The organism is Novosphingobium sp. KACC 22771 (assembly GCF_028736195.1).
Taxonomy (GTDB): Bacteria; Pseudomonadota; Alphaproteobacteria; order Sphingomonadales; family Sphingomonadaceae; genus Novosphingobium.
Genome location: NZ_CP117882.1, coordinates 253133 through 277917, shown reverse-complemented (window position 1 = coordinate 277917; position 24785 = coordinate 253133). Strand labels below are relative to the sequence as shown.

The following is a 24785-nucleotide window of genomic DNA, read 5'->3' as shown; positions in this document are numbered from 1 at the left end:
GATTGACCCATCCCGAAAATATAATATTATTCACCAAAATATATTGAAAAGATAATCTTATGAAAAATGTGTCACAATATTATGATGTAACACCCAGAGCCTTCTTCGAAGAAATAAAACCTCTGGCGCAACCTGCCGTATTAAAGGGCGTCGTGTCATCGTGGCCTGCTGTACATCTTGGCCCTGATGGCCTGCTTGATCATCTCTGCTCCATCAGTTCCGGCCTGCCGATCCCTCACTTTGTCTGCGATCCGGTTCATCGCGGGCGATTTTTCTATGAGCCCGGCTATACCAGTTTCAACTATCGCAAGGAACTGACACCTATCGCCGAATTTGTCGCGCGCCTGCGCGACGAGGCGGCGCTTGCCGAGCCATCCGCCCTGTTCGCCGGATCGCTGGCGCTGGCCGGTTATTTCCCCGGCTTTGCCCAGAGCCATGATCTCTCGCCCTTCATCCCGGCCAGCCAGTTTCTCCAATCCATCTGGATCGGCAATCGGACGATGACCGCGCCCCATTATGACAATGTCGAAAACATCGCCTGTGTGGTGGCGGGGCGGCGGCAATTCACCCTGTTTCCCATCGAGCAATTGCCCAACCTCTATATGGGCCCGCTCGATCTGACGCCTGCGGGCCAACCGATCAGCCTTGTCGATATACGCGCGCCCGATTTCGAGCGCTTTCCCCGCTATCGCGAGGCGCAGGCGCATGGCTTGAGCGCCATCCTCGAACCGGGCGATGCGATCTATATTCCGACCTTGTGGTGGCATGGTGTGGAATCGCTCGATAGTGTCAATGCCATGGTCAACACATGGTGGCGCGATGTGCCGGCCTATTTCGGTTCGCCGATGACTGCCTTGCTTTCCGGCCTCCTTACCCTGCGCGATTTGCCCAAAGAGCAGCGCGCCGCGTGGAAGGTAGTGTTCGACAATCTCGTGTTCGAGACCAACGGTCCCGCCTTTGACCATTTGCCCGATGCGGCGCACGGGGCCTTTGGCCAACTCACCCGGAACAGCGCGGCGCATCTGCGCGAAATGCTTTTGCAGACCTTGGCCTGAAGGGCCGAAGCCGCCCCAATCAGCGATTGAGGCGGCCCCGATCCGGCTTGTGCTCAAGCCTTACAGCTTGACGCGCACACCCACCTGATAGCGCCCATAGCCCTTGGCGGCATAGAGGAACTGGTTGGTGAAACGGCCATACTGGCTCTGCGATGCGCCAAGGATGTTGACGGCATCGATGAAGACCGTGGCGTGGCGGTTGATGTCATAGCTGGCGCTGGCATCAAGCTGGCCATAGGCCGCAGTATAGGTCGGCTGGTTGGCATAGAGCGGCTGGGACAGCGCGGCCAGGAACGCATCGCGATGGTTCCATGCCACGCGGGTCTGGAACCCGTTCTTTTCATAGAAGCCGACGATGTTGTACGACTTGCTCAGGCCGGGCAAGGCGAACTGCTCAAGAATATTGGTGTTGTCGTAACGCGCCCCGCCCGCGGGCAGCGAGACGTTGGCCTGAAGGCCGAAGCCGGTGTCGCCAAACACATACTGGCCCGCAAATTCAAAGCCATGGATGTTGACCGTCGGCCCGTTGCTGGGCTTGGTCAATTGCCATGTGATCAGGGGGTCGTTGGGCTGGCCGACAAAGGCCTGCTGTCCGGTATCGGCCACCATCTGGGCAAAGATGTTCTGCGGGCTGGCCTGTTGGCCGGCGGCCAGCACCTCGGCCGTCGCCTTTTGCGCCAGCGCCCCCGCCCCAGGATCGGTCAGGCCGGGAATGGTGACATTCGTGGTGGTGCTGGTGATGAAGTTCGACACTTGCTTGACGAAATAATTCGCCGAGAAATAACTGTTATTCTTGATATAATATTCGAAAGACAGGTCGAAATTCTGCGATGTATAAGGAAGCAACGACGGATTGCCGGACGAAATGAAGCGGTTGTTAACATGCGGGTTGGCATCGACCACCTGCGTTGAAACAAGCTTGGTCAAATCCGCACGCGTGATCGTCGTGCTGTAGGACGCACGGGCGACCAGCCGCTTGGTAATCTGCAGGCTCATGTCGATGGCGGGCAGGAAGTCATTGTAGCTGCTGCCTGCGGTGAAGATCTGCGCGCCGGGCATGAACTGGGTCTGGAACTCGGTGGGGTTGTTCCATGTCACCGAGACCGGAGTCTGCTGCTGGCTGGCCGAGCTGACGCTGGTGTGTTCATAGCGTACACCTGCCTGAGCGCGGAAGCGCATCCCGTTGAAATCGGCATCAAACTGCATCTGGGCATAGGCCGAGAAGGTGCGTTCCTTGATCAGATTGTCCGTGGCAGGAACGGTGCCATAGCCATAGCCCGAAGGATAGGCGGGCGCCGGACCGGTGCCGTTGTAATTGGGCAGACCAGCGAGCGCCTGCGACACGGCAAACGGATTGAAGCTGTAGAAATAAGGCACCAGAATGTCGCTGCCGCCGCCCGACAGGCCCTTGAGCAGCGAGGAGGAGTTGACCTTGGTGAACAGCGAAGAGGGCAAGGCACCGTCAAGGCGCGGGTCGTAATAACCGTTCGAGATATTGCCGCTGTTAAAAACGGTAAAGCCGGTCTTGGTCTGCTTGTAATTCACGCCCACCTTGATGGCGCGCAGCCCGCTGTCGCCATTGTTGCGCCATTCGGTTTCCAGCTTGGCTTCGTCAACGGCGGTGCGCTGGCGGCTGAGATTGTGCTGACCAAACAGCGGCGTAATCAGCGCGGTGTTGAGATTGTTGACGTTATAGGGCGGCTGGAAAGTCCAGGTCGTGGTGGGGATCGTCGTCTTGGTCGAATCAAAGATCTTGTAGATCGAATAATTCTGATCCTGGCCCACGATGTAGAACTGGGACTCGTCGGTCGAATTGTTCACCGAATGATGGGCGTCGGCCACCACGGTCAGATTGTCAAACGGCTGCCACTTCACATTGCCGCCCAGCGAGCCGAGCTGGTTGCGCTGCTGATCGTCGGTGCCGGTATAAGACAGGTCGGAACCGGCATCGACCAGATTGGTCATCGTGCCGTTCTTGTCGATGGTCGCGCTGGTCAAGGCGCCGCCATAGCCGAACCAGGCGCCAAAGCTGTTCTTGAGCGCGTGGTCCTTATACAGGGCATAGGTATAGTCGATGGTGCCGACAATGGTGTCGGTCGGCTTGAACTGCAGCACGGCCTGACCGTTGATGCGCGTGCGGTGATGGTTTTCCACCGCCCAATTGGCATCCTGCGGCGCCCAGGTCGGGCCGCTCTTGTTGGTGCGGTTGTCGGTGATCGTGGCCGTGCCAAGGTCGACATTATTGAGCCAACCGCGCGTGTAGGCCGACTGAAGCTGGCTGTCGCGTTCGGAATAGGAACCGTTGAGCAAAATACCGATACGATCATCCGCAAAAGTATCGCTGACGAGACCCGAGAATTCGGGCGTCACATGGAAACCCGAGCGCGAGGTGTCATCGGTGCCCTTGACCTGGGCCGAGGCGCGCAGGCCATTGCGGTCAAACGGACGCGCGGTGTGGATGTCGATGGTCGAGCCAATGCCGCCCGAGGCCACATCGGCGCGGCCGGTCTTGAACACATCGATGCCCGAGACGCCATCGGCCGAGATATTGGAGAAGTCGAAGGAGCGCGTGCCGCCGGTGCCGCTGCCGGGCATCGAACGGCCGTTGAGCGTGACAAGGTTGAACTCGGGACCAAAGCCGCGAACGGTGACGCGCGAACCTTCATTGTTGCTGCGGTCAATCGACACGCCCGGAATACGCTGAATCGATTCGGCTAGGTTGGTATCGGGCATCTTGCCGATATCCTCCGAGGTGATCGCATCGACCACGCCCTGCGTGTTACGCTTGATGCCCACCGCATCGGCCAACGACTTGCGCAGACCCGTCACGACGATGGCGCCCGGTTCTTCCGCAGCAGGAGCGGCGGCGGGTGCCTGCTGGGCCTGCGCGACGCCGGTCCCGCAGGCAAGAGCAATGGCGATCCCGGCAAGCGAGACCGCAGTTTGATGTATTTTCCTCATGACCATCCTCCTGGAAAGATATTTTTCTTCAGAACTTTGCTTCACTGCAGCTGGTGTTGGCCCCGCCGGGGCGAACCTCGATCGTGGCGATTTTCATGCCCAGCGGCGCGCCGACCCCCAGATCGACCCCGGCAAGGTCGCCGGGCGCATTTCCGGCAAGGCACACGAGCGGGATATGGGCGGTCTGCCACCCGCGCCCGGCCGCCGCGCGCAGCGTCGGGGCCAGATCGACCCGCGCCCCGGCCGCGCCGCTTTGCGCAATGCCGCTCAGCGTGACAGGGCCACCCGGCGCCTGATCGATGGTGTAGCGCAGCACGACCTCGCCCGACGCCGCCCCGGCAAAGGGCTTCATATTGGCAACAGGCCAGCTCAGGCGCAGATCGGCCGGACCTTGCCAGACCAATTCACGCGCATCCTCCTGCGCGGAATAGTCAAAGCCCATGATCTTCAATTGCTTGCCCGCGCCGACGAAACCATGCAGCAACGTCTCGTCGTCGCCTTCGCGAATGCTGGCATCCACGCCTGCGGCCAGGCGCTTGTGAAACACTTCAAACGTGCCGCTGGCGCTGGCATTAAGCGCCGCGCAGGTCTGGCCCAACACCGGCAGACGCGGCGCAGGATGGCGATAGCTGCCGCCATAGTTCACGCCGAACAAAGGCTTGCCGCTGTCATCGCAGGTGGCGGGCCAATGGAACGGCAGACGCCCGGTAAAGTCCGTTTTGCCGCCAACCAGCACATCGGCAACGCCCGCACCCTCGCTGCCCGGCAGCCACGCCGCAACAAAGGCATCGGCCGCATCAAGTTCACGGTTGACCCACAAGGGGCGCCCGGACAGCAGCACCGCCACGGTCGGAATATGCGCGGCCTTGAACTTGCGCAGCAGTTTCAGCCCTTCCTCGTCATGCAGCGCATGATCGGGACGGTCGCCGACAAATTCGGCATAGGGTTGTTCGCCAAACACGACGATGGCCACATCGGGACGGGCGGCATAGCTGCCGTCGGCCGATAGCGTGGTCTGGGCCGCCGCCTTCGCAATGCCACCATAGATCGAGGTCGCGCCGGGGAAATCGGCATTCGTCAGATCGCCGCCGCCCTGCCACGTGATCGTCCAGCCGCCCGCCGCCTGCGCGATATTGTCCGCCGCATGTCCGGCCACCAGAATGCGCGCCGAGGATTTGATCGGCAGGACGCCATTGTTTTTCAGCAGCACCAGCGATTTGGCCACCGCCTCGCGGGCCACAGCGCGGTGTTCGGGCGACCCCAGAAGCTCCCACTTGCCCGCCAGTTCACGCTGTGCGGGCGCGGGCTTTTCAAACAGGCCATCGCGCAATTTAACGCGCAGCACGCGCCCCACCGCCTCATCCAGCCGCGCCATGGGGATCGTGCCATCACGCACCTCGCGCAGCAGATTGTCATAGAGGGCGCGCCAGTCATTGGGCACCATGAACACGTCCAGACCGGCCAGCAGCGATTTCGGGCAATCGCTGTTGCTGCATCCCGGCACCTGCCCATGCGCGTTCCAGTCGCCCACCAGCAGCCCGTCAAAACCCATCTTGCCGCGCAGCAGATCGGTCAGCAGCGCCTTGTTGCCATGCATCTTTTCGCCGTTGATGCTGGAGAACGAGGCCATCACCGTCTGCGCGCCCGCCTTGATCGCGGGAATATAGGCGGCAGCATGGGTGGCGATAATGGTGTTCAGATCGCCGCGCGTATCGCCCTGATCCACACCGCCCGTGCCGCCATCGGCAAAGAAATGCTTGATGCTGGCCAGCACATGGCGCTGATTGAGGAAATCCTTGGCGCCCAGCTTGCCCTGAAGGCCCTCGACCTCGGCTACACCCATGCGCGCCACGATCGCGGGATCTTCCGAAAAGCTCTCGTAGGAGCGGCCCCAGCGGGTGTCCTTGACCACGGCCAGCGTGGGCGCAAAGGCCCAGTCGATGCCGGTAACGGCAATTTCTTCGGCCGTGGCCGCGCCGATGCGCTGAACCAGCGCCGGATCACGCGCCGCGCCCAGCGCGATATTATGCGGAAACAGCGTCGCGCCGATGATGTTATTGTGCCCATGCACCGCATCCGTGCCCCAAAAGGGCGGGATCACGGGTTCGCCATTGGGCAAAGGCTCTGTCCCTGCACGATACATTGTATCGGCCAGCGCCAACCATGCCGGGGCCAGCGCCTTGTCATTGCCGCCGGGGCCGGAATTGCCGCCGTTCAGAATGGTGCCGAAACGATAGCGGCGCATATCCTCTGGCGTGATCGAGCCGATGTCGGGCTCGATCAATTGCGCAACTTTGTGCTCGACGCTCATGTGGGCGATCAGATCGGCAACGCGCTGTGCCTGCGCGTCCTGCCCCTGCGCCGCGGCCGGCATCCCCATTGCCATAGCAGCCAGACTGAGGCCGCAGATCAGCCCGCGGTGGGCCCATTGCCGGTTCATTGCGCTCTCCCTTGCCGCCGCATTGGCGGCCGACTCATTGTGCGAGAGAGCGAATAGCTAAGATTGAGAGCGTTCACAACACATTTTGTGAACGCTCTCAATTGGCTTGCGATCGTGGCGCTTTGTGGGGATAACCGCGCAAAGGGGTCACGATGCACAAACCTGCCAAAGTCACGATTGAAGACGTTGCCGCCGCCGCCGGTGTCTCGCGCCAAACGGTGTCGCGGGTCATCAACAATGGGCCCAACGTCAAACCCGCCGTCCGCCAGCGCGTTGAGGCCATGGTCGAGCAACTGGGCTATGTACCCAACCTGTCGGCGCGGCGGATGGGCGGCGCGCGATCCTATCTGATCCTCTCGATCAACGACCGCGCGCGCACCTTTGAAAACTGGACATCGGGGCGCGGCAATGACTGGGTCGACCAGATGCTCTATGGCGGCATGAGCGAATGCGAGCGCCACAATTACCATATGGTGCTGGAGCTGATCGACACCGATGCCGGCACGACCATCCCCCAGATCGCGCGGGCAGTGGGCTCGCTGCGCCCCGATGGCGTGATCCTGACACCGCCCCATTGCGACAATCTGGAACTGGTGGAATGGCTGGAGCGTCAGGGCATTCCCTGCGCGCGCGTGGGCCATTATGAGGGCGGCAATTTTGTCGATGTCTATATGGATGACGAGGGCGCCATGCGCGAAGTCACCCGCCACCTGCTGGATCTGGGGCATCGCTCTATTGGGTTTCTGGCCGGGCCGCTCAATTACGGCCCTTCGCAAAAACGCCGCAAAGCGTTTCGCGAGGCCTTGGCCGAGGCCGGGATCGCCCCGGAGGCCGGGCCAATCGGGGCGGGCAATTTCTATTTCGACATGGCGGTCGATGTGCTCGAAACCATGCTGGCCGCGCCAAGCCCGCCGACCGCGATCATCGCCGACAATGACAAGATGGCCTTTGCCGCGCTGCATGTGGCGGCCGACCGCGGCCTGAAAGTGCCCGATGACCTTTCCGTCATCAGCTTTGAGGATACGCCGGGCGTGCGCTTCAGCGTGCCCCCCCTCACCGCGATCCGCCAGCCCACAGCCGCCATGGTCGGCAAGGCCTGCGCGCAACTGATTGCCCTGTCGAAGGGGGATGATGGCCTGGGCGCTTTCGAACTCCCCTATGAATTCGTCGTGCGGGCAACCACCAAAGCGCCGCGCGGCTGAAACAATGCTCCGAAAAAGCCCTCTGTCGGTGGCCGAGGCCCTGTATGTGCTGGCCTATCTGGGCGCCAATATTGCCTTTATGCCGATTCTGGTGCTGCTCTTGCCGCGCCGGGTGGCTGCTATGGGGGTGGCGGGGGGCACGGGGCATCTGTTGCCGTTGTTGGTGCTGGTGGGCGGGATCACCGCCAGTCTGGCCAATATTGCCGCGGGCCAGATCAGCGACCGCGCGATGGCCCGGCGGGGCAACCGGCGGCGTGCGATAGCGGGTGGTCTGGCCTGTCTGTTTGCCAGCTATGGCGTGCTGGCCTTCGCCTATCGCCCGTCGGTGCTGTTTTTGGGGGTGATCGGGTTTCAGATTGCCGTCAATCTGTTGCTGGGGCCGATCGGGCCGTTGATCGCCGATTATATCGCCGATGAGCGCAAGGGGAATATCGCCGGTTTTCTCAATTGCGGCGTGCCGGTGGCCAATGGTTCGGTGGCAGTCATTGCCTGGGCAGCGCCGGTTGACGGCATGACAGGATTTGGCGTCACGATGGCGCTGGTGGCCGCCTGCGTCCTGCCGCTGCTGGCGCTTTGGCCTTTCGGAGCGCCGCTAAAGCCTCACGCCGTGCCCATGCCCGCCCGCGATGCATCCGGTTCTGCGCGGCTTGTGCTGCGCAATCTCGCGCTGGCATGGTGGGCCCGCTTTTTGCTGCAACTGGGCGCGGCTGTACTGACCAATTACCTCTATCCCTATATCGCCTTTCTGATGCGCGGGCCGATGGCAATCACCCGGTTGACGGCCGATATGGCGGTAGGCTGGCTCTCACTCTGGGCGGCACTGGCGGCTTGCTGCGGGGCGGTGGCGTTTGGGCGCCTGTCCGACCTGCTGGCCGACCGGCGCAGCCTGATGATCGGCAGTGCGCTGTTGGCGGCCCTTGCATTGACCAGCTTTGCAGCGGCACCGGGATGGTGGATGCTGGCGCTGGCCTATGCCCTGTTCCATCTGGCACAGGCCGCCTTTTTTGCGGTCGAGGCGGCTTTTGTCGCCGAAATGATCACTGCTTCGCCCAAAAAGGGGCGGTGGCTCGGCTATATGAACCTGGCCAACACCTTGCCCGCAATCCTCATCACGCTTCTGGCCATGCGGGCGAGCGAGCGAGGACTGCTGGCCGGCGCGATGCATCTTGTGCTGCTGGTTTGCGCATGCGCCTGCATTCTGGCGGCGGGGCTCTGCTTTGCCATGCGTGAGCAACCAGGGACGGGCCTGTATCGCAGGCGTATCACAGAATAGAGGGCGGAGAGGTAGTCCGCCACGAAATGGCCCCAATATACTGAAACATATGACTTTTACCAATCCTGCAAAATGAAGATCCCTCCTTGGGCCCCTCGATACGATTGAGGTACATTTCCACAAGGATTGAATATACTTCAATCGCTTGCTTAATATGGCTTCGACAATTCACCGTCAAACCATCACCTTCTCGATTCCTCCTTTTCTCTTGCTTCAAATTATCTTTTAAAGCATTGTGAAAGAGTGCGGGCAGACCGATAAGGAACGGTTTGCATGAATGAATTGGACGACAGGTTTCTTCGCATTGGCGAAGTGATCTTGAGGACGGGTTGCTCTCGAGCGGCCATTTACCGCATGATCACCAATGGAGGTTTTCCGCGTCAGATTGCGATTGGTAAGCGATCTGTCGGCTGGCGTTTGTCGGCAGTTATGAAATGGATGGAAGCGCCGCCCGAATTTCATTCTGATTGATCCGTCTGCAGGTCGATAGCTTGTTCATGCTTGGGCATTACCAGCCTCCGCCGCTGCCTGATTGCGACATATCATTGGGATCTGGCAAATAGAGACCTGTGCGCGAGTGGGCGTAGACAGGGTCGTTGATAGCTGATTTTATGGGTTTTCCGAGGTGAAGGTCTGGGCATGGCGCATCGTTCGATTGGTCAGGAGAGGTTTGGTTTTGCTGGCCGTATGAGGTCCACTTCGTCGCTCGACACCCTTGCCGCTTTGATCGATTGGAGCTAGATTCGGCGCTGCTTGATCAGCTCTATCCGGCGGGCCAAGGCCCCCTCACCTCACAAGCCGATGTAGCCATGATGTGCAGCATCGGCTTGTGAGGTTACCGGCAGCAAACTCCAGCCGTTCATGGTTGACATCACCGACCCTCATGGCTGCCGGGTAAGGGTTTTCGCCGCGCGCCGGCTGGCAACAGGAACACGACATAGCCCCGAAAATGCGGATCGGCACGCAGGCTGGCAGGTTCGGTCCATTCGCCAGCTTCGACCAGCCCGATCCTGTAGGCGAGCGGAAGGCGCGAAAGCCTGCGCAGATAATGCTCGTAGCCGGGGATGGTGCTGCGCCCCTGATAGGTCTGGATCACGAGATCATCGACCACACGCCCGATTCGCGTCAGTTGCGCCGGATCGCCGCCCGCACTCCAGTCGAGCAGACCGGTGATCGAGAGCTTGTAACGGGGGTCAAGGCGCCAGCGCACGTCCGCCAGAAAATCCGCATAATGATCCAGCCCACGGGTATGGGCATCGAAATCGAGTTGCAGCCCCGCCAACGCATTGCCCGCCTCCTGCCATCGCATGAGTTCGGCCAGCACGGCTCGCCAGGTTGTCTCGTCCCAATCCAGCCGCTCCAGCCTGATCGTCAGCCAGATCCTGGCATGGCGGACATGGGGCGTCGCGGCACGCAGCCGGGTCAAACCTACCTTACCCCCTGCCCTGACCTCGCCATCCAGAATATAGAGAGTTTGGGCCCGAGCCAGGACGGCCGGCGAACCAACACCGGCCCAGAGGAAGAAGGCGTCGTAGCGGGCAGGATCGACCCGCGTCATGGCGGACGATGGCGGCGCGGAGGTTTGCCCCGTTGGCTTGCACGCCGCCAACGTCACCAGCAGCATGGCAGCAGAGCCAATGCCGCGCCAGACGCCTCGTGGAAACAGGCAAGAGCTCACCAATAATACCGGGCACGCTGCGCCCAGACCGTATCGCGATAGGTCTGCTTGAGCGTCACAAACCAGATCCGCCGCTGTGCCAGGCTAACAGGAGGTCCTCCGCAATCGCTGCGCCCATTGGGAGCATAGCAATGAATGGCCCGAAAAAGCGCATAGGCGCGAAGGGGAGAAGGCACGCGGCGGTCGACCATGATGCCGTCGTAAAGACTGGCCCTGCTCATGGACTTTCCCGGATAATGGGAAGCGCTGCTGCCCAAGGCATCAAGGCTGGTTTCCGGGTCCTGGGATGGCTCGGCCAATCGGTCAAAACCATTGAGCCGCCAGAAATCGCCAAGGCACAGCCGCGCGGCCGGATCACCGGGTCTGGATGCCAGATGACGGACCGTCACAACCAGTTGAGGGCATTCAAAGCCATCCGACCAGGTCCCTGCGACATACAGCCCCAAGGGCACCGTATCGTCAAACGGCACGTCCCAGAACGTGCCGCCCGCTTTCGGGTCGGCGGGAAGCAGGCGGTAGTCTGAGAGAAATTCGCCGAATTGCCCGTGGTCGAGTTCGCGACGCAACAAGGTGTAGAGCGCGACCTCGCGCTCATGAGCATCGCGGCTCAGATCCTGTGCCACCTGCAGCAGCGTCCCGGGTCCCATCACGCTGGCGAGCAGGATTTCCCGGATCACGGGATCGGTGATCAGGGATCCAGGCGCAAAAACCTCCTCGGCATGGCCGGACCGCTCCTTGGCAAGGGCCAGCATCAATTCGGCAAGGGGGCGCTGGAAGGGCGCGTGAGCAAGGCCGATCAACTGACGCAGATAGGCTTGCTCCCCGGGATCCCGATTCGAGCTCATCGCCAGTCCCCGCAGCACAAGCGTGCTGAAGGCCAGCGGCGTTAAGGGCTCGCGCACATGAAACGAGGCCCCCTCTCCCGGCATGGCAAGCCAGGACGAGGCTTCCATCACGTAATAGGCGTGAACGGCCAGCAAATAGCGGAACAGGTCGGGATGACCTGCAAAAATGGGCTGCTGGGCCTCGAGCATGTCGCCGGTGAGCTTCAGTTCCTCACGATCCGCTTCGCTCGGATCATACTTCCCGGTCATAGCGGGGCCGATCATCAGCGAAACGGCGGCGGCCTTCCTGGAATAGCGCATCCGCATAAGATCGAAGGCGGCAAGCAGCAGCGGTGTGCGGATGGCTTTCGCCGCGCCCGGCGCCTGGAACAGCTTGCGGTCGATTTCCTGGATCAGCAGCAAGGCTTCCTGACCGCCTGGGGGCGTATGCGCGAGGACCCGCTCAAATTCACGGGCAAGTGCAACGGTATCTCCCGTAAGCCATAGCGCCCGGCGAAGCAGGCCTCTGGCCGAATCCGCATAAAGCCCGTCAGGATAGCGCTCCAGATAGGCCTCGATAGCGGCCTTCCCCCGCTGCGCAGCGGCTTGGTCGACATGCTCGATGCCGCTGAAATCGCCATAGTCATTGAAGCTGTCACGCTGCGCCGCATTGAGCGCTACCCGAATCGCCATGTAATGGGCGGTTTCCGCCAACCAGGGATCTCTGGCATGCGAGAGCAGGGCAAATTGCCGCGCCGCCTTGTCCCAATCTCCTGCATAGAAAGCACCGGCCGCGGCAAGATAGGCAAGATAAGCCTTGCCCGTCCGGCTTGTGACGCCCGCTGCGAACCGGTCCGCTATGGGATGCGATACGCCAGTACAATCGGCCACCAAAGCCATGCGGGCTGCGACAAGTGCGTCACGCTCCTGGACGCGCAAGAGCTTGCTGGCTTTGACGGCAGCGATAAAAGCGTCATTGCCCGCCGGAAGGCTGTCACAACGCGAACCGGCATCGGCATAGGCGAGGCGCTCGGAGGCCGGAAGCCGGCCATAGACCGCCATCACATGCTCCCAGGAGAAGAAGGTATTTCCATAGCGACGCTGGTCCCACTGCGTGGACGGGCCGGGCTCGGACATTGGCGGCGGCGGGGCGGTGAGCAGCAGCAGATTGACCCTGGTGTCATTGCCAGGATCAAGAAAGGCACGGTTGGCGCAATCAGGGGCGAAGGTCGTGACGAGCCAGATCGCCGTGCAGGAAAAATCACTGCTGGCTTTGATGGAACCGCCCCATGCCATTGCCAGCGTCGCCGTCGCCAGTGCCGCAAGTTTGCGCCCACGCCTTGTCACGCTTTGGTTCTCCCGGTTTTCACAGGCCGCCGGCCGATACGCTCTTTGTTCAAAGGAGACCGGCATTGGCCCGCCCCGCAAGACTTTCGCCCGATTGGGCCATCAGGTCGATCGAAGCCGATCCCAGCAGCAGGAAGCGACCGGACTTTCTGCCCTTGCGCCTTCCCCGATCGATCAGGCCACGCAGGATCTGAAACAGCTCCGGCAGGCGGTGGACCTCATCGAGAATGATGAGCCGGTCGGCATGGCTTTCCAGGTAAAGCTCCGGCTCGCTCAGTTTTGCGCGATCCGCGTCCGATTCCAGATCAAGATAAAGGGCGGACCGTTCATCACCGATCTCCTGAGCGAGCGTCGTCTTGCCGACCTGCCTTGGCCCAAGCAGGGCAACCGCAGGCGCGTGATCGATCCTTGCGATCAGTTCGGGTTTGATCCTTCTTTCAATAATCCATATATCATTGGATCTCCATTCCGAATTTACAAGGTTAGGTGTTTAGTCCCAGCATGTGATGGTGTAGATTTATCGTCATCACAGCGGAGGGAGTTATGGGCCAGGTTCTCCATGGCAGCGCCAAGACCACGCACGCCATTCGAGCAGAGCTACAGCGATCGAAAGCTTCGGTCGCGAGCCTCGCCAAGAAGTACGCGATCAACGAAAAGACAGTCTTGAAGTGGCGAAGCCGTCAGTCGGTCGAGGACAAACCGATGGGCCCCAAAGAGCCACGCAGCACCGTCCTCTCGCCCATGGAGGAAGCGGCCATTGTGGCCCTGCGAGTTCAGGCCCGGCTGCCGCTCGACGATGTCTATATCGCCTTGAAGGACGTGATCCCCCATCTGACGCGCTCCTCCCTGCATCGCTGCTTGCAACGACACGGCATCTCCCGGCTTCCCAAGGCGGATCGCGAGAAACCCAAGAAGTTCAAGACCTACGAGATCGGCTACTTTCACATCGACATCGCGGAATTGCACTATGAAGGCGGCAAGGCCTGCCTCTATGTCGCTGTCGATCGCACCTCCAAACTGGTCTTTGCCCGCCTCTACCGCAGAGCCACGAAAATGGTCGCGGCCGGCTTTCTCAAGGCGCTGATCAGAACCGTGCCCTACCGTATCCACACCATCCTGACCGACAACGGGGTCCAGTTTGCCCAAACCGAACGCGGCACAGGCCTGACCTTTCCGCATATTTTCGGACGCGTATGCCGGGAAAACGGCATCGAGCATCGGCTTACCAAACCCTATCACCCATGGACCAACGGTCAGGCAGAGCGCATGGTTCGCACTATCAAGGAAGCGACCGTCAAATCCTTCCACTATGCCTCGATCATCGAACTGCGCAGGCACGTCCGCGATTGGCTGGTTGCCTACAACTTTGCCAAGCAACTCAAGGCTCTCCGCTTCAAAACGCCATACGAGGCCATCGAGCAGGTCTGGAAATCCAAGCCAGAGGTCTTTATCGTAGAACCGCACCATCACATGCTGGGACTAAACAACTAGCAAGGCGGGTGGTCGGGCGACAGACGGTTCGGTTGGGGCGAATGTCAGTGGGAGCGTCGGATTTCAGAGTTCGGATCGTGGGATTACCGTAGAAAATGCCCAATCAACCATGGACATTGTAAATTATGATGTTCGCCATGCCATTGCCTCTGCCGAACGCAAGGCCTCCCAATCCCAAGCACCGGCAAAAACTTTCACCCAAGAACTGCATAAACAAATCCTCGGCAAAGAGGGAATGCGCGACCGCTATCTAGATCAAGCCAATGCCGGTCGCGGAACGTTTGATATCACCGCCCCTCTTACCTCTCTGGAGCAAGAATCAACGCTAAGAACCGGACGTTTCTCAACCGACCTTCCGCACGGCTTTGGCGATGACGACAGCAAATCTAAAGGCCGCCGTGAGGACTGAAATCATTGGCTGTCGTTGAAACGCTGCCAATGCAGCCCAGACCTCGGATCCAGCGGATCTGACGCCGGATCCCGCATGCCTCCGACCGAGCGCGGCGGAACCTGCTGATCCTGTGGCAAAGGGAGAGGCGATATTACCCAATCGCCGCAATCAAGCTTTGCCCAGGCGAAAGGAACGCCCAGCGCCATGAGGATCGTCATCGGGAAAAACAACACATTGAGATAACCGGCTAAGGCAGTCTCGTAATAATCCAGCAGCCAGCCGGTCTCCTGTGCCTGCACAAAGCCAGCCCACCAGACGAGGGATACGCTCCACCATGCTTTAGCGATGCGGGGACGCCAGATGTAATCGCGCAGGCGCAGTTCGGGAGCGATCTCATGCGCAGGTTTGTCATCTGCCGTGCCGATGGGGGCCATACGTGGATCCTTTCCTCAACAGAGGATACTATTTCCGGGGCGCAAGCGGAACTCAATTTGTTCTGGAAAGGTTGGGTGTGGCTATCAACGAAATGCTCAGTTTTGTGCAATGCGCTCCACCCTCCTCACAGCTGTGGCAAAGGACAGCCTGAACCTAAGGCAGAGTCCTGACAGCCGCCAGTACTCATCGAGAGAGGCAATGATGCGTTTACATATCCTATATCACATAATGATCTTTAAAAGGATCATCTAATCTTGTCGCGCAAATCCCAAAATGGTATCTTTGCATTTCATTTCCCCAAAAAAGATCCACAAAGATATCACTATGCCCTCGGACAATGAAACGCTGCAAGCTATCGGAAATGCTTTCGCCAAGGCCAGACTGACCGCCGGCCTGACGCAGGAGCAACTCGCCGAACTCGCCGGAATATCGCGCCCTCGCTACCGGGATATAGAGAAAGGCACCGTTGCGGCTCGCGCCACCACGCTCACCAACATCGCGCGGGCGCTGGGCCTTGAAATGGTGCTCATTCCGCAAGCCCTGCTCCCCGCTTTGCAGGCTTTGATGCGACCCGACGAGGAGGATGACCTGCCCGCCTTTTCCGCACTTCCGGATGATGACTACCATGAAACAAAATTCTCGCGCTCCTAACGCCATCACCTCTCTCGATGTTTATCTCAATTCGCTAAAGGTGGGCGTGATTGTCCGCACCCCTGGCGACTTCAGTGCCTTCAGTCTCGATGAGAGCTACCGCCAGACCGGCGGCCATCCGGTTCTGAGCCTGTCGCTGCGGGCAGCTAACGGAGGCCTGCGAAAAGACCCCAAGCCGGTCAGCAAGACGGTGCCCGCATTTTTTGCCAATCTGTTGCCGGAAGACAAACTGCGCGAAGCGATGGAAAAGCATCATGCCGGAGCGGTGCGTCCCGGCAATGATTTCGATTTGCTGGCAGCTCTTGGGGCCGACCTGCCTGGAGCAATTCGGGTTGTGCCGAGCGAAGGGGCGCTTGCCGTTCAGCCTGTGCGCGAGGAGGGAAAAGGCAAAGCACGTTTCTCGCTGGCTGGTGTTCAGATGAAGCTGTCTGTCATGAAAAACACCGGCAAAGGCGGAGGCTTGACGCTCCCATTGGGCGACAATGATGGCCAGTATATCGCCAAATTTCCCTCGACCGCTTTTCCGGGCGTTTCCGAGAACGAATTCGCAAACCTCGCTCTGGCCGCAGCGATCGGCATGGAAGTTCCCGAGCGTGAGCTTGTCGAGAAATCGGATTTTGCAGGAATTCCAGACGACTTCGACACGATGTCGGACGGCAAGGTCCTGCTGATCCGGCGTTTTGATCGCGATGGAGGCCATAGCCGCATTCACATCGAAGATATGGCACAGGTCTTCGGCATTTACCCCGCCCGTAAATACGACGGTGCCGCCTATCACGATATCGCCTCTGCACTGAATGTGGCGATCTCGCCGTCAGCCGCACTGGAATTTGTCCGCCGTCTGACACTCGCAGCTATCACCGGCAACGGAGACATGCATCTCAAAAACTGGTCGCTCATCTATCGCGGGGACGGCAACACCCCAGCCTTGTCGCCGGTCTATGACCTCTTATCGACCGTTCCCTATATTCCCGCTGATGGAATGGCACTGTCGCTGGGAGGTGAGCGATCATTCAAGGCCCTGACTGCGGATCGATGGAAGGCTTTTGCCCATCGCGCCAGAATGCCCGAGCCAGCCGTTCTGCGAGCCGTTACGGATACAGTTGCTCTCGTCAACGAAAACTGGTGGCAATTGCCCGAACGTGCTCATGTTCCCGATAGAGTCCTGGAACGTATCGACGCGCATGTAAAAACGCTCTCTCCAATCCTGAACTCCTGCACGAACAGCTGAACCGCAAGCGAAAATCCCTGCACCCAGCCGAAGAAGCGGCCCCGGCGATAGAACCGCCGGGGCCGCTCCTGCATTTAGCCCTTACCTTCTTTGCATTCACAATATTCGGCCCATGCCTCCATCAGCTTGCGGCGCTTATTAAAGAGGTCGCCGCGCCGATAGGCAGCCTCGGCTTTGCCGGGAATGGTATGCGCCAGAGCCATTTCACATACCTCGTTTGGAAAGTTAGTCGTCTCGGCCGCCCAATCGCGGAAAGTCGATCGAAAGCCATGAACGGTAACCTCCAGGTCCATTCTCCTTAACAGCATTGGCATAGCCATGTTCGTCAGAGGCCGGCCTCCTGCCCCCCGCGTGAAGACCAAGCCATGGCGTTCGCTTTCAGGCGTCGCCTTTAAAATTTCCATTACCCGATCGCTAAGCGGCACACGATGTTCCCGGCCAGCCTTCATGCGCTCCGCCGGTACGCACCGCTGTCAGGGTGACAAATGCAATTGCGCGGGCGGCGAGGGCGTGCCGCCCGCGCAATTGCGAGATAAAATCCGGAATGTCTTCGAACGGCAAGGCTGCATGATGCCCCTGCTGCACCTTCCTGGGACGCGGGAGAAGCTGATCGAGATGGCCTCGCCACCGGGCAGGGTTTTCTCCTTTGCGCAAACCTTTGGCCTTGGCCGCATCAAGGACATTCTCGATCCGCCCACGCAACCTGTCGGCTGTTTCGGGAATCTTGTTCCAGATCGGCTTGAGCACCCCGAGCACATCGTCCGTGTCGATCTCATGAAGAAACAGCTCCCTTAGAGGAGCCGCATAGACCGTCAGCGTCATCCGCCATTGGGCAATGTGCTTGGAATTTTTCCATCCCGCGGACATCGTATCGATAAATGCATCGGCAAAATCACCGAAGGTAAGAGTTTCTGTCCCCCTGCCCCGCTCAAGCCTAGGATTTTTCCCTTCAGTCAGCATTGCGCGATACTCGGCCGCTTTTTTCCGTGCCTTGGCGAGGGAAAGCGAACGGGCACTGCCGAGGCCCAGTTCCTTTCGACCGCCGCGCCAGGTGTGGCGGAATATCCAGTTTCGACGCGTGGCATCGACATAGAGAAAAAGCTTCCCGCCATCGGAGTAGCGACCCGCTTCGGGGATCGCCTGCACCTTTGCTGCGGAAAGGAAATTGAGAGTGCGGCTGGTCATGATCTTGAACTCCCGTTCAAGACCCCTTCCCGCGATGGGGCATGGTCTGATGTGACAAAGAGGAATCGGATCGGCCCCCTCTTTGGCCCCCTCTTTCGCGGCGCGATCAAAGGAGACGACCCAATAATGCCTGAGACGGAAAATCCGTTCAAGTAGCTGTTTTTATGAATTTTTAATACACCCTGAGACAGCTTGCGAAGCGCTGAAACAAGGGATTTGGCGGAAAAGCAGGAAGTACTTAAATATTACCAAAATTCTTATTCATTTATTATTAAATATTTCATATTTTCAACCAAATCACGTTTTGACTACGCGGTTTTTTAAAGCTATCCCTTGCAGGATGATTTTTACAGATTGAATCTGTATCAAAACAAAATGAATTTATTAATTCATTTATTAATCCGATAGTTTATACCGATCTATCTGTCGCCGAGACATTTCGCGCATATTTGGGGAGAGCGAGAAAGCATCGTCCAGATTTGAATTTTAGGCAGATTGGACGAATTTCACTTCATTCTCCGCCTTTAGGTTGTGCGTCGTTTGCACTGTCATACATGCGGGGTCCTCACGCTATGTGGCGTGAAGTGCGAGACGGCTGAGCTCTTCTTCCTCGGCAGGTAATCGACAAGAAACAGCAGACGGTTGCCAACCCATTGATCTTTGCCAGCTCGCCGGATTGGATCCCGCTGGCGTGGACCAATGCCAGCTTCGTGAATGATAGTTTGCGCATGGCGCAGACCAGTGGTTAAACGCCCCGATGAAGATGCGTGATCTGGAAATCAGGACTGGCGTTCACCGTGAAACGATACGTGTGTATCTGCGCCACGGACTCATTCCCGAACCCGACCGCCCGCATCGCAATGTCGCCGACTACAGCGAGAAACATGTCAGCGCGATCATCACGATCCGGCAGTTGCAGCAGGAAAGCAGGCTGACTCTGGCCCAGATCGGCGCGCTGATGGACGGCAATAGCGCGCAAGGTGCGGTCGGCGCCAGCGCGCTGGACAAGCTGGAACAGTTGGTCGCACATCGTTCGGGCGCGGACGGACCGCCGGTCTCCATTGCCTCGCTGCTCAACCATTATCCCCATGCCGAGGAAGATGCGCGCACGCTGGCGCGGATCGGTATTCTGGCCATCATCGAGACCGAGCAAGGCGATATGCTCTCGCTTTCCAGCGCACAGATCGTGCGGATCTGGGGCGAGATGCGCAAGGCCGGGTTTGATGGCAATCTGGACTATACACCCGAAATTTTGGGTTTTTATATCGAGGCCGCCGACTTTGTCGGCCGCTGGGAGGCCACCACTTTCCTGCAACGCATCGCCGGCCGCATCGGTGTGGACGAGGCGGCCGGCATGGTCGAAAAGGCGCTGCCGCTGATGCTCGACTTTTTCGGACTGCTGCGCCAGCAGGCGTTCTTTCGCCATTTCGAAGCGATCCGCAGCTCCCCTCCCGCAAAGGAATGAAGCGGCGGATCGCCACGCTTCATTCCGCCGTTGTCAGCACCACTTTCACGCATTGCCCGGCATGTTGATCGGCAATCGCCTGATTGATCTGCTCTAACGGATAGGTGGTGACCAATCGATCAAAGGGAAAGCGCCCTTCGCGATAAAGATCAATCAGATAGGGCAGAAAAGTCTGAGGATCCGCATCCCCCTCGGTGGCGCCGCAAACCGAGATCCCGCGCGAAAGCATATCGACAATGTTGAGCGAGATCGCATCATCAAGCCTGCGCGGCACGCCCACCAGCGCCAGCCTGCCCCGCGTGGCCAGACAGGCCACCCCGGCCTGAATCGCGGCCACTACGCCCGAACTGTCAAACACGCAGGTGACGCCCTGCGGGATGATCCGCCGCAATTGCTCGGCCATATCGCCCGCGCCAACGTCGATAGTGTCGCTGGCGCCCAGTTCCAGCCCCATGGCGCGGCGCGATGCAACTGGATCGGCCAGAATGATGCGCTCCACCCCGCGCACGCGCGCGGCCATAATCGCGCTTAACCCCACCGGCCCGCCGCCGATCACCAGCAAGGTCTCGCCCGCCCGCATATCCAGCGCGTGAAACACCGTCCCCGCCCCGGTCATGATCCCGCAGCCCAGCGGTCCCAGAATTTCAAGCGGAACATCCTTATCCACCTTCACGACATTATGCGCGGCGGCCACGGCATGGCTGGCAAAGGATGATTGACCGAAGAAATGGCTGCTGACCTTGCCCGCATCGTCATGCAGGCAGCCCGTGCCGTCGGGGCGGCAACCGCCGAAATTGAGCGGTCCGAAATGCTCGCAATAGGCTGGATGGCCCGCCAGGCATTGCGCGCATTGGCGACAGGCGGCAAAGCCCATAATAACATGATCGCCCGGAGCCAGATGCGTCACCTGCGCGCCCACGGCCTCCACCACGCCCGCACCCTCATGGCCCAGCACGGCCGGCAAAGGGGCAGGCAGCACCTGATCGCGCACGACCAGATCGGTGTGGCACAAACCCGTTCCGACGATGCGCACCAACACCTCGTCGGGTGCAATCTCATCCATGGTCAGGGTCTCGATCGTGAACGGGCCACCGGCCGTCCGCACCACCGCAGCGGTTATTTTCATCGGCATCCTCCTATTCATTTTCATATGGGTTATTCAATTCCCGGTGCGTTTCGCGCCTCGGGATGGTCCTTAGCCGCCGGAATATCGGGCTTTTGAAGTCACCCCCATCGCTTTGGTCCGACCTTTTAATAGAATTGACGAGCTGACCTGTCCAGCATTACGTATATGTCATACGCAAAATGCAAAACAATGCGTCGAGAGGACCGCCATGACCACCACGCTTGAAACCGCCGTGCGTCCAGTAATCCCCCAGGACATTGCGCGGATCGTGATTTCGCCCAAATCCTATACCAATGACGATTTGATCTATCCCGCGTTCGCATGGCTGCGTGAAAATATGCCGCTGGGCGTGGCCGAGGTCGAAGGCTATGATCCGATCTGGATCGTGACCAAGCACGCCGATATTCGCTCGGTCGAAATCAACGCCAGGCTGTTTCACAATGCCGATCACAACCCGATCCTCAATGATCGCGCCTCGGATGAATTCATGCGACAGATCAATGGCGGATCGCTGCGTCTGATCTCTTCGCTGACCTACATGGACCCGCCCGAGCATGCCGCCTATCGCTCATTGACCGCCAGTTGGTTCATGCCCAACCGCGTCAGCAAGCTGGAGGACCAGATCCGCGTCCTTGCCCGCCAGAGCGTCGAGAAATTGCTCAGCTTTGAGGGTGAATGCGATTTCGTGCGCGATTTCGCGCTATTCTATCCGCTGCGGGTCATCATGAGCCTCTTTGGCGTGCCGCCCGAGGATGAGCCGCGGATGCTCAAGCTGACGCAGGAATTCTTCGGCGTGCACGATCCAGAGGAACAGCGCCCCGAAATGGTTGCCGACCCGGTGGCCGCCGCCAAGATGTGGGCCGCCACGCTGGAAGAATTCTACGAATATTTCGACGCTCTGAGCGCCCAGCGCCGCGCCAACCCCACCGATGACCTGCTCTCGCTGATCGCCAATTCGCAAGTCAATGGCGCCCCGATCCCGCGCAACGAGGCCAACGGCTACTATGTTGCCATCGCCACGGCGGGGCATGACACCACCTCATCCTCCACGGCGGGCGGCCTCCATGGTCTGCTGCTCTATCCCGAGAATATCGCAAAGCTGCAGGCCGATCCCTCGCTCATCAAGGGTCTGGTCGATGAGGCGATCCGCTGGACCAGCCCGGTCAAGCATTTCATGCGCAACGCCACCGAAGATACCCAATTGCGGGGCCAGAACATCCGCGCGATGGATCGGCTGATGATGTGCTATCCCTCGGGCAACCGCGACGAGGAAGTCTTTGCCGACGCGGCCCGCTTCGACATCACCCGCTCGCCCAATCCGCACATCGCTTTCGGTTTTGGCCCGCATATGTGTCTGGGTCAGCATCTGGCCAAGCTGGAAATGCGCGTCCTGTTCGAGGAACTGCTGCCCCATCTTTCCAGCATCGAGCTGGCCGGCGAACCACGCTTCGTCGAGACCAATTTCGTGGGCGGCTACAAGTCGCTGCCGATCCGCATCAACCGGCGCTGATACGCAAAGGCGAGGCAACGCCCCTCACCGCTGAATTTGCCGGGTGAGGCGAGCCGCCCCGCCCGGCCGAAAAAAGGACCGCATCAAAGGCGGCCACCAAGGGAGAAAGTCATGAAAATCGCTGCCTATCGGCAGGCTGTCAGCGTGTTCGCGCTGGCCGTCGCCGCCCCCGCCTATGCCCAGAACGCGCCCGCGCCGCATAATGGCGATACCGGCGTTCAGGAAATCATCGTCACAGCGCAGAAACGCGAAGAGTCGCTCAATACCGTGCCGTTGTCGGTTTCGGCCGCCTCCGGCACGAAGCTGGCCGAACAGGGCGTGACGAATGTAAGCGACCTCGTGAAGGTCGTGCCCGGCTTCAATTTTACCGAAAGCGCCTTTGCCACGCCGGTCTACACGCTGCGCGGCATCGGGTTTTACGACACCAGCCTGGCCGCCAAGCCTACAGTCAGCATTTATCAGGATCAGGTCGCGGCCCCCTTTTCGATCATGACGCGAGGCGCCACGCTGGACCTTGAACGGGTCGAGGTGCTCAAAGGCCCGCAAGGCACGCTGTTCGGATCGAATGCCACGGGCGGCGCGATCAACTATATCGCCGCCAAACCGACTTCGACCTTCAAGGCGGAACTGGACGCAGGCGTCAACAATTTCGGAGAAGTGAGCGGCGGCGGCTTCCTGAGCGGCCCGATCACCGACACGCTCAAGGCCCGCGTCGCGGTGCGGACCGAGCAAGGCGGCGCATGGCAGCGCAGCTATACGCGCAATGACAAATTGGGCGACCGCAATTTCACCTCCGGTCGCATCCTGCTCGACTTCACACCCAGCGAGAAGCTGCATATCCAGTTCAACGCCAATGGCTTTATCGACAAGAGCGACGGACAGGCCGCCCAGTTGATCGGCGTTGTGGCGTTAAGCAATCCGGCGCGGCTTGGTCCACTGGCCACCTATCCCACCGCGCCGCGCAACAATCGCTCGGCCGACTGGACACCCGAACAACGGCCACGCCACGATGACTGGTTCTATCAGCTCTCGCTGCGCGGCGATTATAAGCTGAACGACAATCTGACGCTGACCTCGATCACCAGTTGGTCGGACTATCACAATGATTCCGACATCGACCCGGACGGCACCGCGCTGCGCGACTATTTCTATAATACCACCGGCAAGATCACCGCGATCTCGCAGGAACTGCGCCTTGCGGGCAAGGTGAACGCACTGTCCTATATTCTGGGCGGCAATTTCTCCAGCGAGAAGACCTATCAGCAGGACGATGCCGGGCCTTACGATCAATCGACCCCCGCCTATAATTTCGTCGATGCCGGGCTTGGCATCCCTTTCTCTGTTTACAGCCAGTATGCGCGGCAGAAATACGTCAACAAGGCGGTCTTCGCCAATGTTGACTATGATCTGGGAGAGAAATTCTCTTTCCACGGCGGCATTCGCTATACCGACACCAATATTGATTTTGCCGGATGCACCGCCGATCGCGGCTATGCGCTGGGTCTGGGCATTCAAAATCTGGTGAATGCGATCCGGGGCGGCGCGGGCCTCTCGCCCATCACCATCGCACCCAACAGTTGCGTCACGATCTTTGCCTCCAGCCTGACCGTGGGCGAGGTGCGCAACACGCTGAACGAGGACAATGTCTCGTGGCGCGCGGGGGTGGATTTCAAACCGGGCAAGGGCAAGCTGTTCTATGCCTCGGTCAGCCGCGGCTATAAATCGGGCAGCTTCCCGATGTTGTCGGCCAGCGACTCCCACCAGTTCAACCCGGTGACGCAGGAATCGATCACTGCCTATGAACTGGGCACCAAGCTGACCCTGTTCAACCGGCTGGCACAGGTCAATGCTGCGGTCTTTTACTATGATTATGCCGACAAACAGCTCAAGGGCCGCGTGATTGCCAACCCCAACGTCTTTGGCCCGCTCGAAGCTCTGGTCAATGTGCCCCGCTCGCAGGTGAAGGGCGCGGAAATTCAGGTCGATCTGGCGCCCATGCGCGGCCTCAAATTCAGCCTGGGGGCCACGTATCTGGAAACAAAGATCAAGGATCATTTCGTCAATTACGACTCCTACGGCAATCAGGTCGATTTCGACGGCTCCCCCTTCCCCTATACGCCCAAGGTCCAGATCGTTGCCGATGGGCAATATGACTGGTCGCTCGATGCGCGGACCGGGGCCTTCCTTGGCGGCAATGTCACCTATCAAAGCTCGACGCAGGCCGTGCTGGGCGATCCGCTGCGCACCCCTTCGGCACAATTGAGCGCCAATGGCGGCCTGTCCATCGGGGCCTATACGCTGGTCGATCTGCGCGCAGGGCTGACCTTTGCCGACAAGCGCTACCGCCTGACCGCCTTCGTGCGCAATCTGGGCAACACCTATTACTGGACCAACGCCACCCGCATTACCGACACGACCGTGCGCTTTGCCGGTCGGCCGCAAACCTTCGGGCTGAGCTTTTCGGCCCGTTACTGAACGGTTCTCCCCTGGGCCGCGCCTCCCTCGGCGCGGCCATTTTTT

The 24785-nt window shown here is 59.7% G+C and carries 19 protein-coding genes and 1 pseudogene; 11 read left to right on the top strand and 9 right to left on the bottom strand.

From position 1 onward, the window contains the following. Positions 1-152: 152 nt before the first annotated feature. Complete coding sequence (locus tag PQ467_RS18250; RefSeq protein WP_274176955.1) at positions 153-1055, top strand: cupin-like domain-containing protein; 903 nt, start codon at positions 153-155, stop codon at positions 1053-1055. 60 nt (positions 1056-1115) lie between these two features. Here the strand turns inward: PQ467_RS18250 and PQ467_RS18245 are convergent, their stop codons facing one another. Further along, on the bottom strand, positions 1116-4016 hold the full coding sequence (locus tag PQ467_RS18245; protein ID WP_274176954.1) for a TonB-dependent receptor: 2901 nt from the start codon (positions 4014-4016) through the stop codon (positions 1116-1118). A 28-nt stretch (positions 4017-4044) separates the two neighbouring features. Next, entirely contained in the window at positions 4045-6456 is a 2412-nt protein-coding gene (locus PQ467_RS18240; protein ID WP_274176953.1) for a glycoside hydrolase family 3 protein, read from the bottom strand. Positions 6457-6608: 152 nt separating this feature from the next. Here PQ467_RS18240 and PQ467_RS18235 point away from each other — a divergent pair, with 152 nt between their 5' ends. The 3 genes from PQ467_RS18235 to PQ467_RS18225 all read left to right on the top strand — a co-directional run bounded on the left by PQ467_RS18235 (position 6609) and on the right by PQ467_RS18225 (position 9402). Further along, positions 6609-7658: a LacI family DNA-binding transcriptional regulator gene (locus PQ467_RS18235; protein WP_274176952.1), complete on the top strand. Its 1050-nt coding sequence runs from the start codon at positions 6609-6611 to the stop codon at positions 7656-7658. 28 nt (positions 7659-7686) lie between these two features. Continuing rightward, positions 7687-8931, top strand: coding sequence for an MFS transporter (locus PQ467_RS18230; RefSeq protein WP_274176951.1), 1245 nt, complete (start codon positions 7687-7689; stop codon positions 8929-8931). 273 nt (positions 8932-9204) lie between these two features. Further along, entirely contained in the window at positions 9205-9402 is a 198-nt protein-coding gene (locus PQ467_RS18225; protein WP_274176950.1) for a helix-turn-helix transcriptional regulator, read from the top strand. A 400-nt stretch (positions 9403-9802) separates the two neighbouring features. On the opposite strand, the gene PQ467_RS18220 is transcribed toward PQ467_RS18225, so the two are convergent. The 3 genes and pseudogenes from PQ467_RS18220 to PQ467_RS18210 form a co-directional block, all read right to left on the bottom strand. Further along, positions 9803-10357 carry a DUF3142 domain-containing protein gene (locus PQ467_RS18220; RefSeq protein WP_274176949.1) on the bottom strand — a complete coding sequence of 185 codons (555 nt, stop codon included), beginning with the start codon at positions 10355-10357 and terminating at the stop codon, positions 9803-9805. A 248-nt stretch (positions 10358-10605) separates the two neighbouring features. Continuing rightward, on the bottom strand, positions 10606-12846 hold the full coding sequence (locus PQ467_RS18215; protein ID WP_274176948.1) for a hypothetical protein: 2241 nt from the start codon (positions 12844-12846) through the stop codon (positions 10606-10608). Positions 12847-12850: 4 nt separating this feature from the next. Next, positions 12851-13225, bottom strand: a pseudogene (locus PQ467_RS18210) (AAA family ATPase); the annotation flags it as partial. Between the two features lie 98 nt (positions 13226-13323). Between PQ467_RS18210 and PQ467_RS18205 the strand changes: the two are divergent. Next, the gene (locus PQ467_RS18205; RefSeq protein ID WP_274176399.1) at positions 13324-14271 is read left to right on the top strand and encodes an IS481 family transposase; all 948 of its coding nucleotides are present in this window, start codon (positions 13324-13326) and stop codon (positions 14269-14271) included. A gap of 109 nt (positions 14272-14380) precedes the next feature. After that, the gene (locus PQ467_RS18200; protein WP_274176947.1) at positions 14381-14680 is read left to right on the top strand and encodes a hypothetical protein; all 300 of its coding nucleotides are present in this window, start codon (positions 14381-14383) and stop codon (positions 14678-14680) included. Positions 14681-14682: 2 nt separating this feature from the next. Here the strand turns inward: PQ467_RS18200 and PQ467_RS18195 are convergent, their stop codons facing one another. Then, on the bottom strand, positions 14683-15096 hold the full coding sequence (locus PQ467_RS18195) for a hypothetical protein (RefSeq protein WP_274176946.1): 414 nt from the start codon (positions 15094-15096) through the stop codon (positions 14683-14685). Positions 15097-15421: 325 nt separating this feature from the next. Here PQ467_RS18195 and PQ467_RS18190 point away from each other — a divergent pair, with 325 nt between their 5' ends. Together PQ467_RS18190 and PQ467_RS18185 are read left to right on the top strand one after the other, a co-directional pair. After that, positions 15422-15748, top strand: coding sequence for a helix-turn-helix domain-containing protein (locus PQ467_RS18190; protein WP_274176945.1), 327 nt, complete (start codon positions 15422-15424; stop codon positions 15746-15748). Beyond that, positions 15723-16979 carry a type II toxin-antitoxin system HipA family toxin gene (locus PQ467_RS18185; protein WP_274176944.1) on the top strand — a complete coding sequence of 419 codons (1257 nt, stop codon included), beginning with the start codon at positions 15723-15725 and terminating at the stop codon, positions 16977-16979. The genes PQ467_RS18190 and PQ467_RS18185 overlap by 26 nt, the downstream gene beginning before the upstream one ends. 74 nt (positions 16980-17053) lie before the next feature. Here the strand turns inward: PQ467_RS18185 and PQ467_RS22715 are convergent, their stop codons facing one another. After that, complete coding sequence (locus PQ467_RS22715; protein WP_337995127.1) at positions 17054-17383, bottom strand: tyrosine-type recombinase/integrase; 330 nt, start codon at positions 17381-17383, stop codon at positions 17054-17056. A 10-nt stretch (positions 17384-17393) separates the two neighbouring features. Further along, positions 17394-18164: a tyrosine-type recombinase/integrase gene (locus PQ467_RS18180; protein WP_337995126.1), complete on the bottom strand. Its 771-nt coding sequence runs from the start codon at positions 18162-18164 to the stop codon at positions 17394-17396. Positions 18165-18921: 757 nt separating this feature from the next. Between PQ467_RS18180 and PQ467_RS18175 the strand changes: the two genes are divergently transcribed. Beyond that, entirely contained in the window at positions 18922-19629 is a 708-nt protein-coding gene (locus PQ467_RS18175) for a MerR family transcriptional regulator (protein WP_274176943.1), read from the top strand. Positions 19630-19648: 19 nt separating this feature from the next. Here the strand turns inward: PQ467_RS18175 and PQ467_RS18170 are convergent, their stop codons facing one another. After that, on the bottom strand, positions 19649-20755 hold the full coding sequence (locus PQ467_RS18170; protein ID WP_274176942.1) for an NAD(P)-dependent alcohol dehydrogenase: 1107 nt from the start codon (positions 20753-20755) through the stop codon (positions 19649-19651). Positions 20756-20963: 208 nt separating this feature from the next. On the opposite strand from PQ467_RS18170, the gene PQ467_RS18165 reads away from it, so the two are divergent. Continuing rightward, on the top strand, positions 20964-22265 hold the full coding sequence (locus PQ467_RS18165) for a cytochrome P450 (protein WP_274176941.1): 1302 nt from the start codon (positions 20964-20966) through the stop codon (positions 22263-22265). A gap of 111 nt (positions 22266-22376) precedes the next feature. Then, entirely contained in the window at positions 22377-24740 is a 2364-nt protein-coding gene (locus PQ467_RS18160; protein ID WP_274176940.1) for a TonB-dependent receptor, read from the top strand. Positions 24741-24785 lie beyond the last annotated feature (45 nt).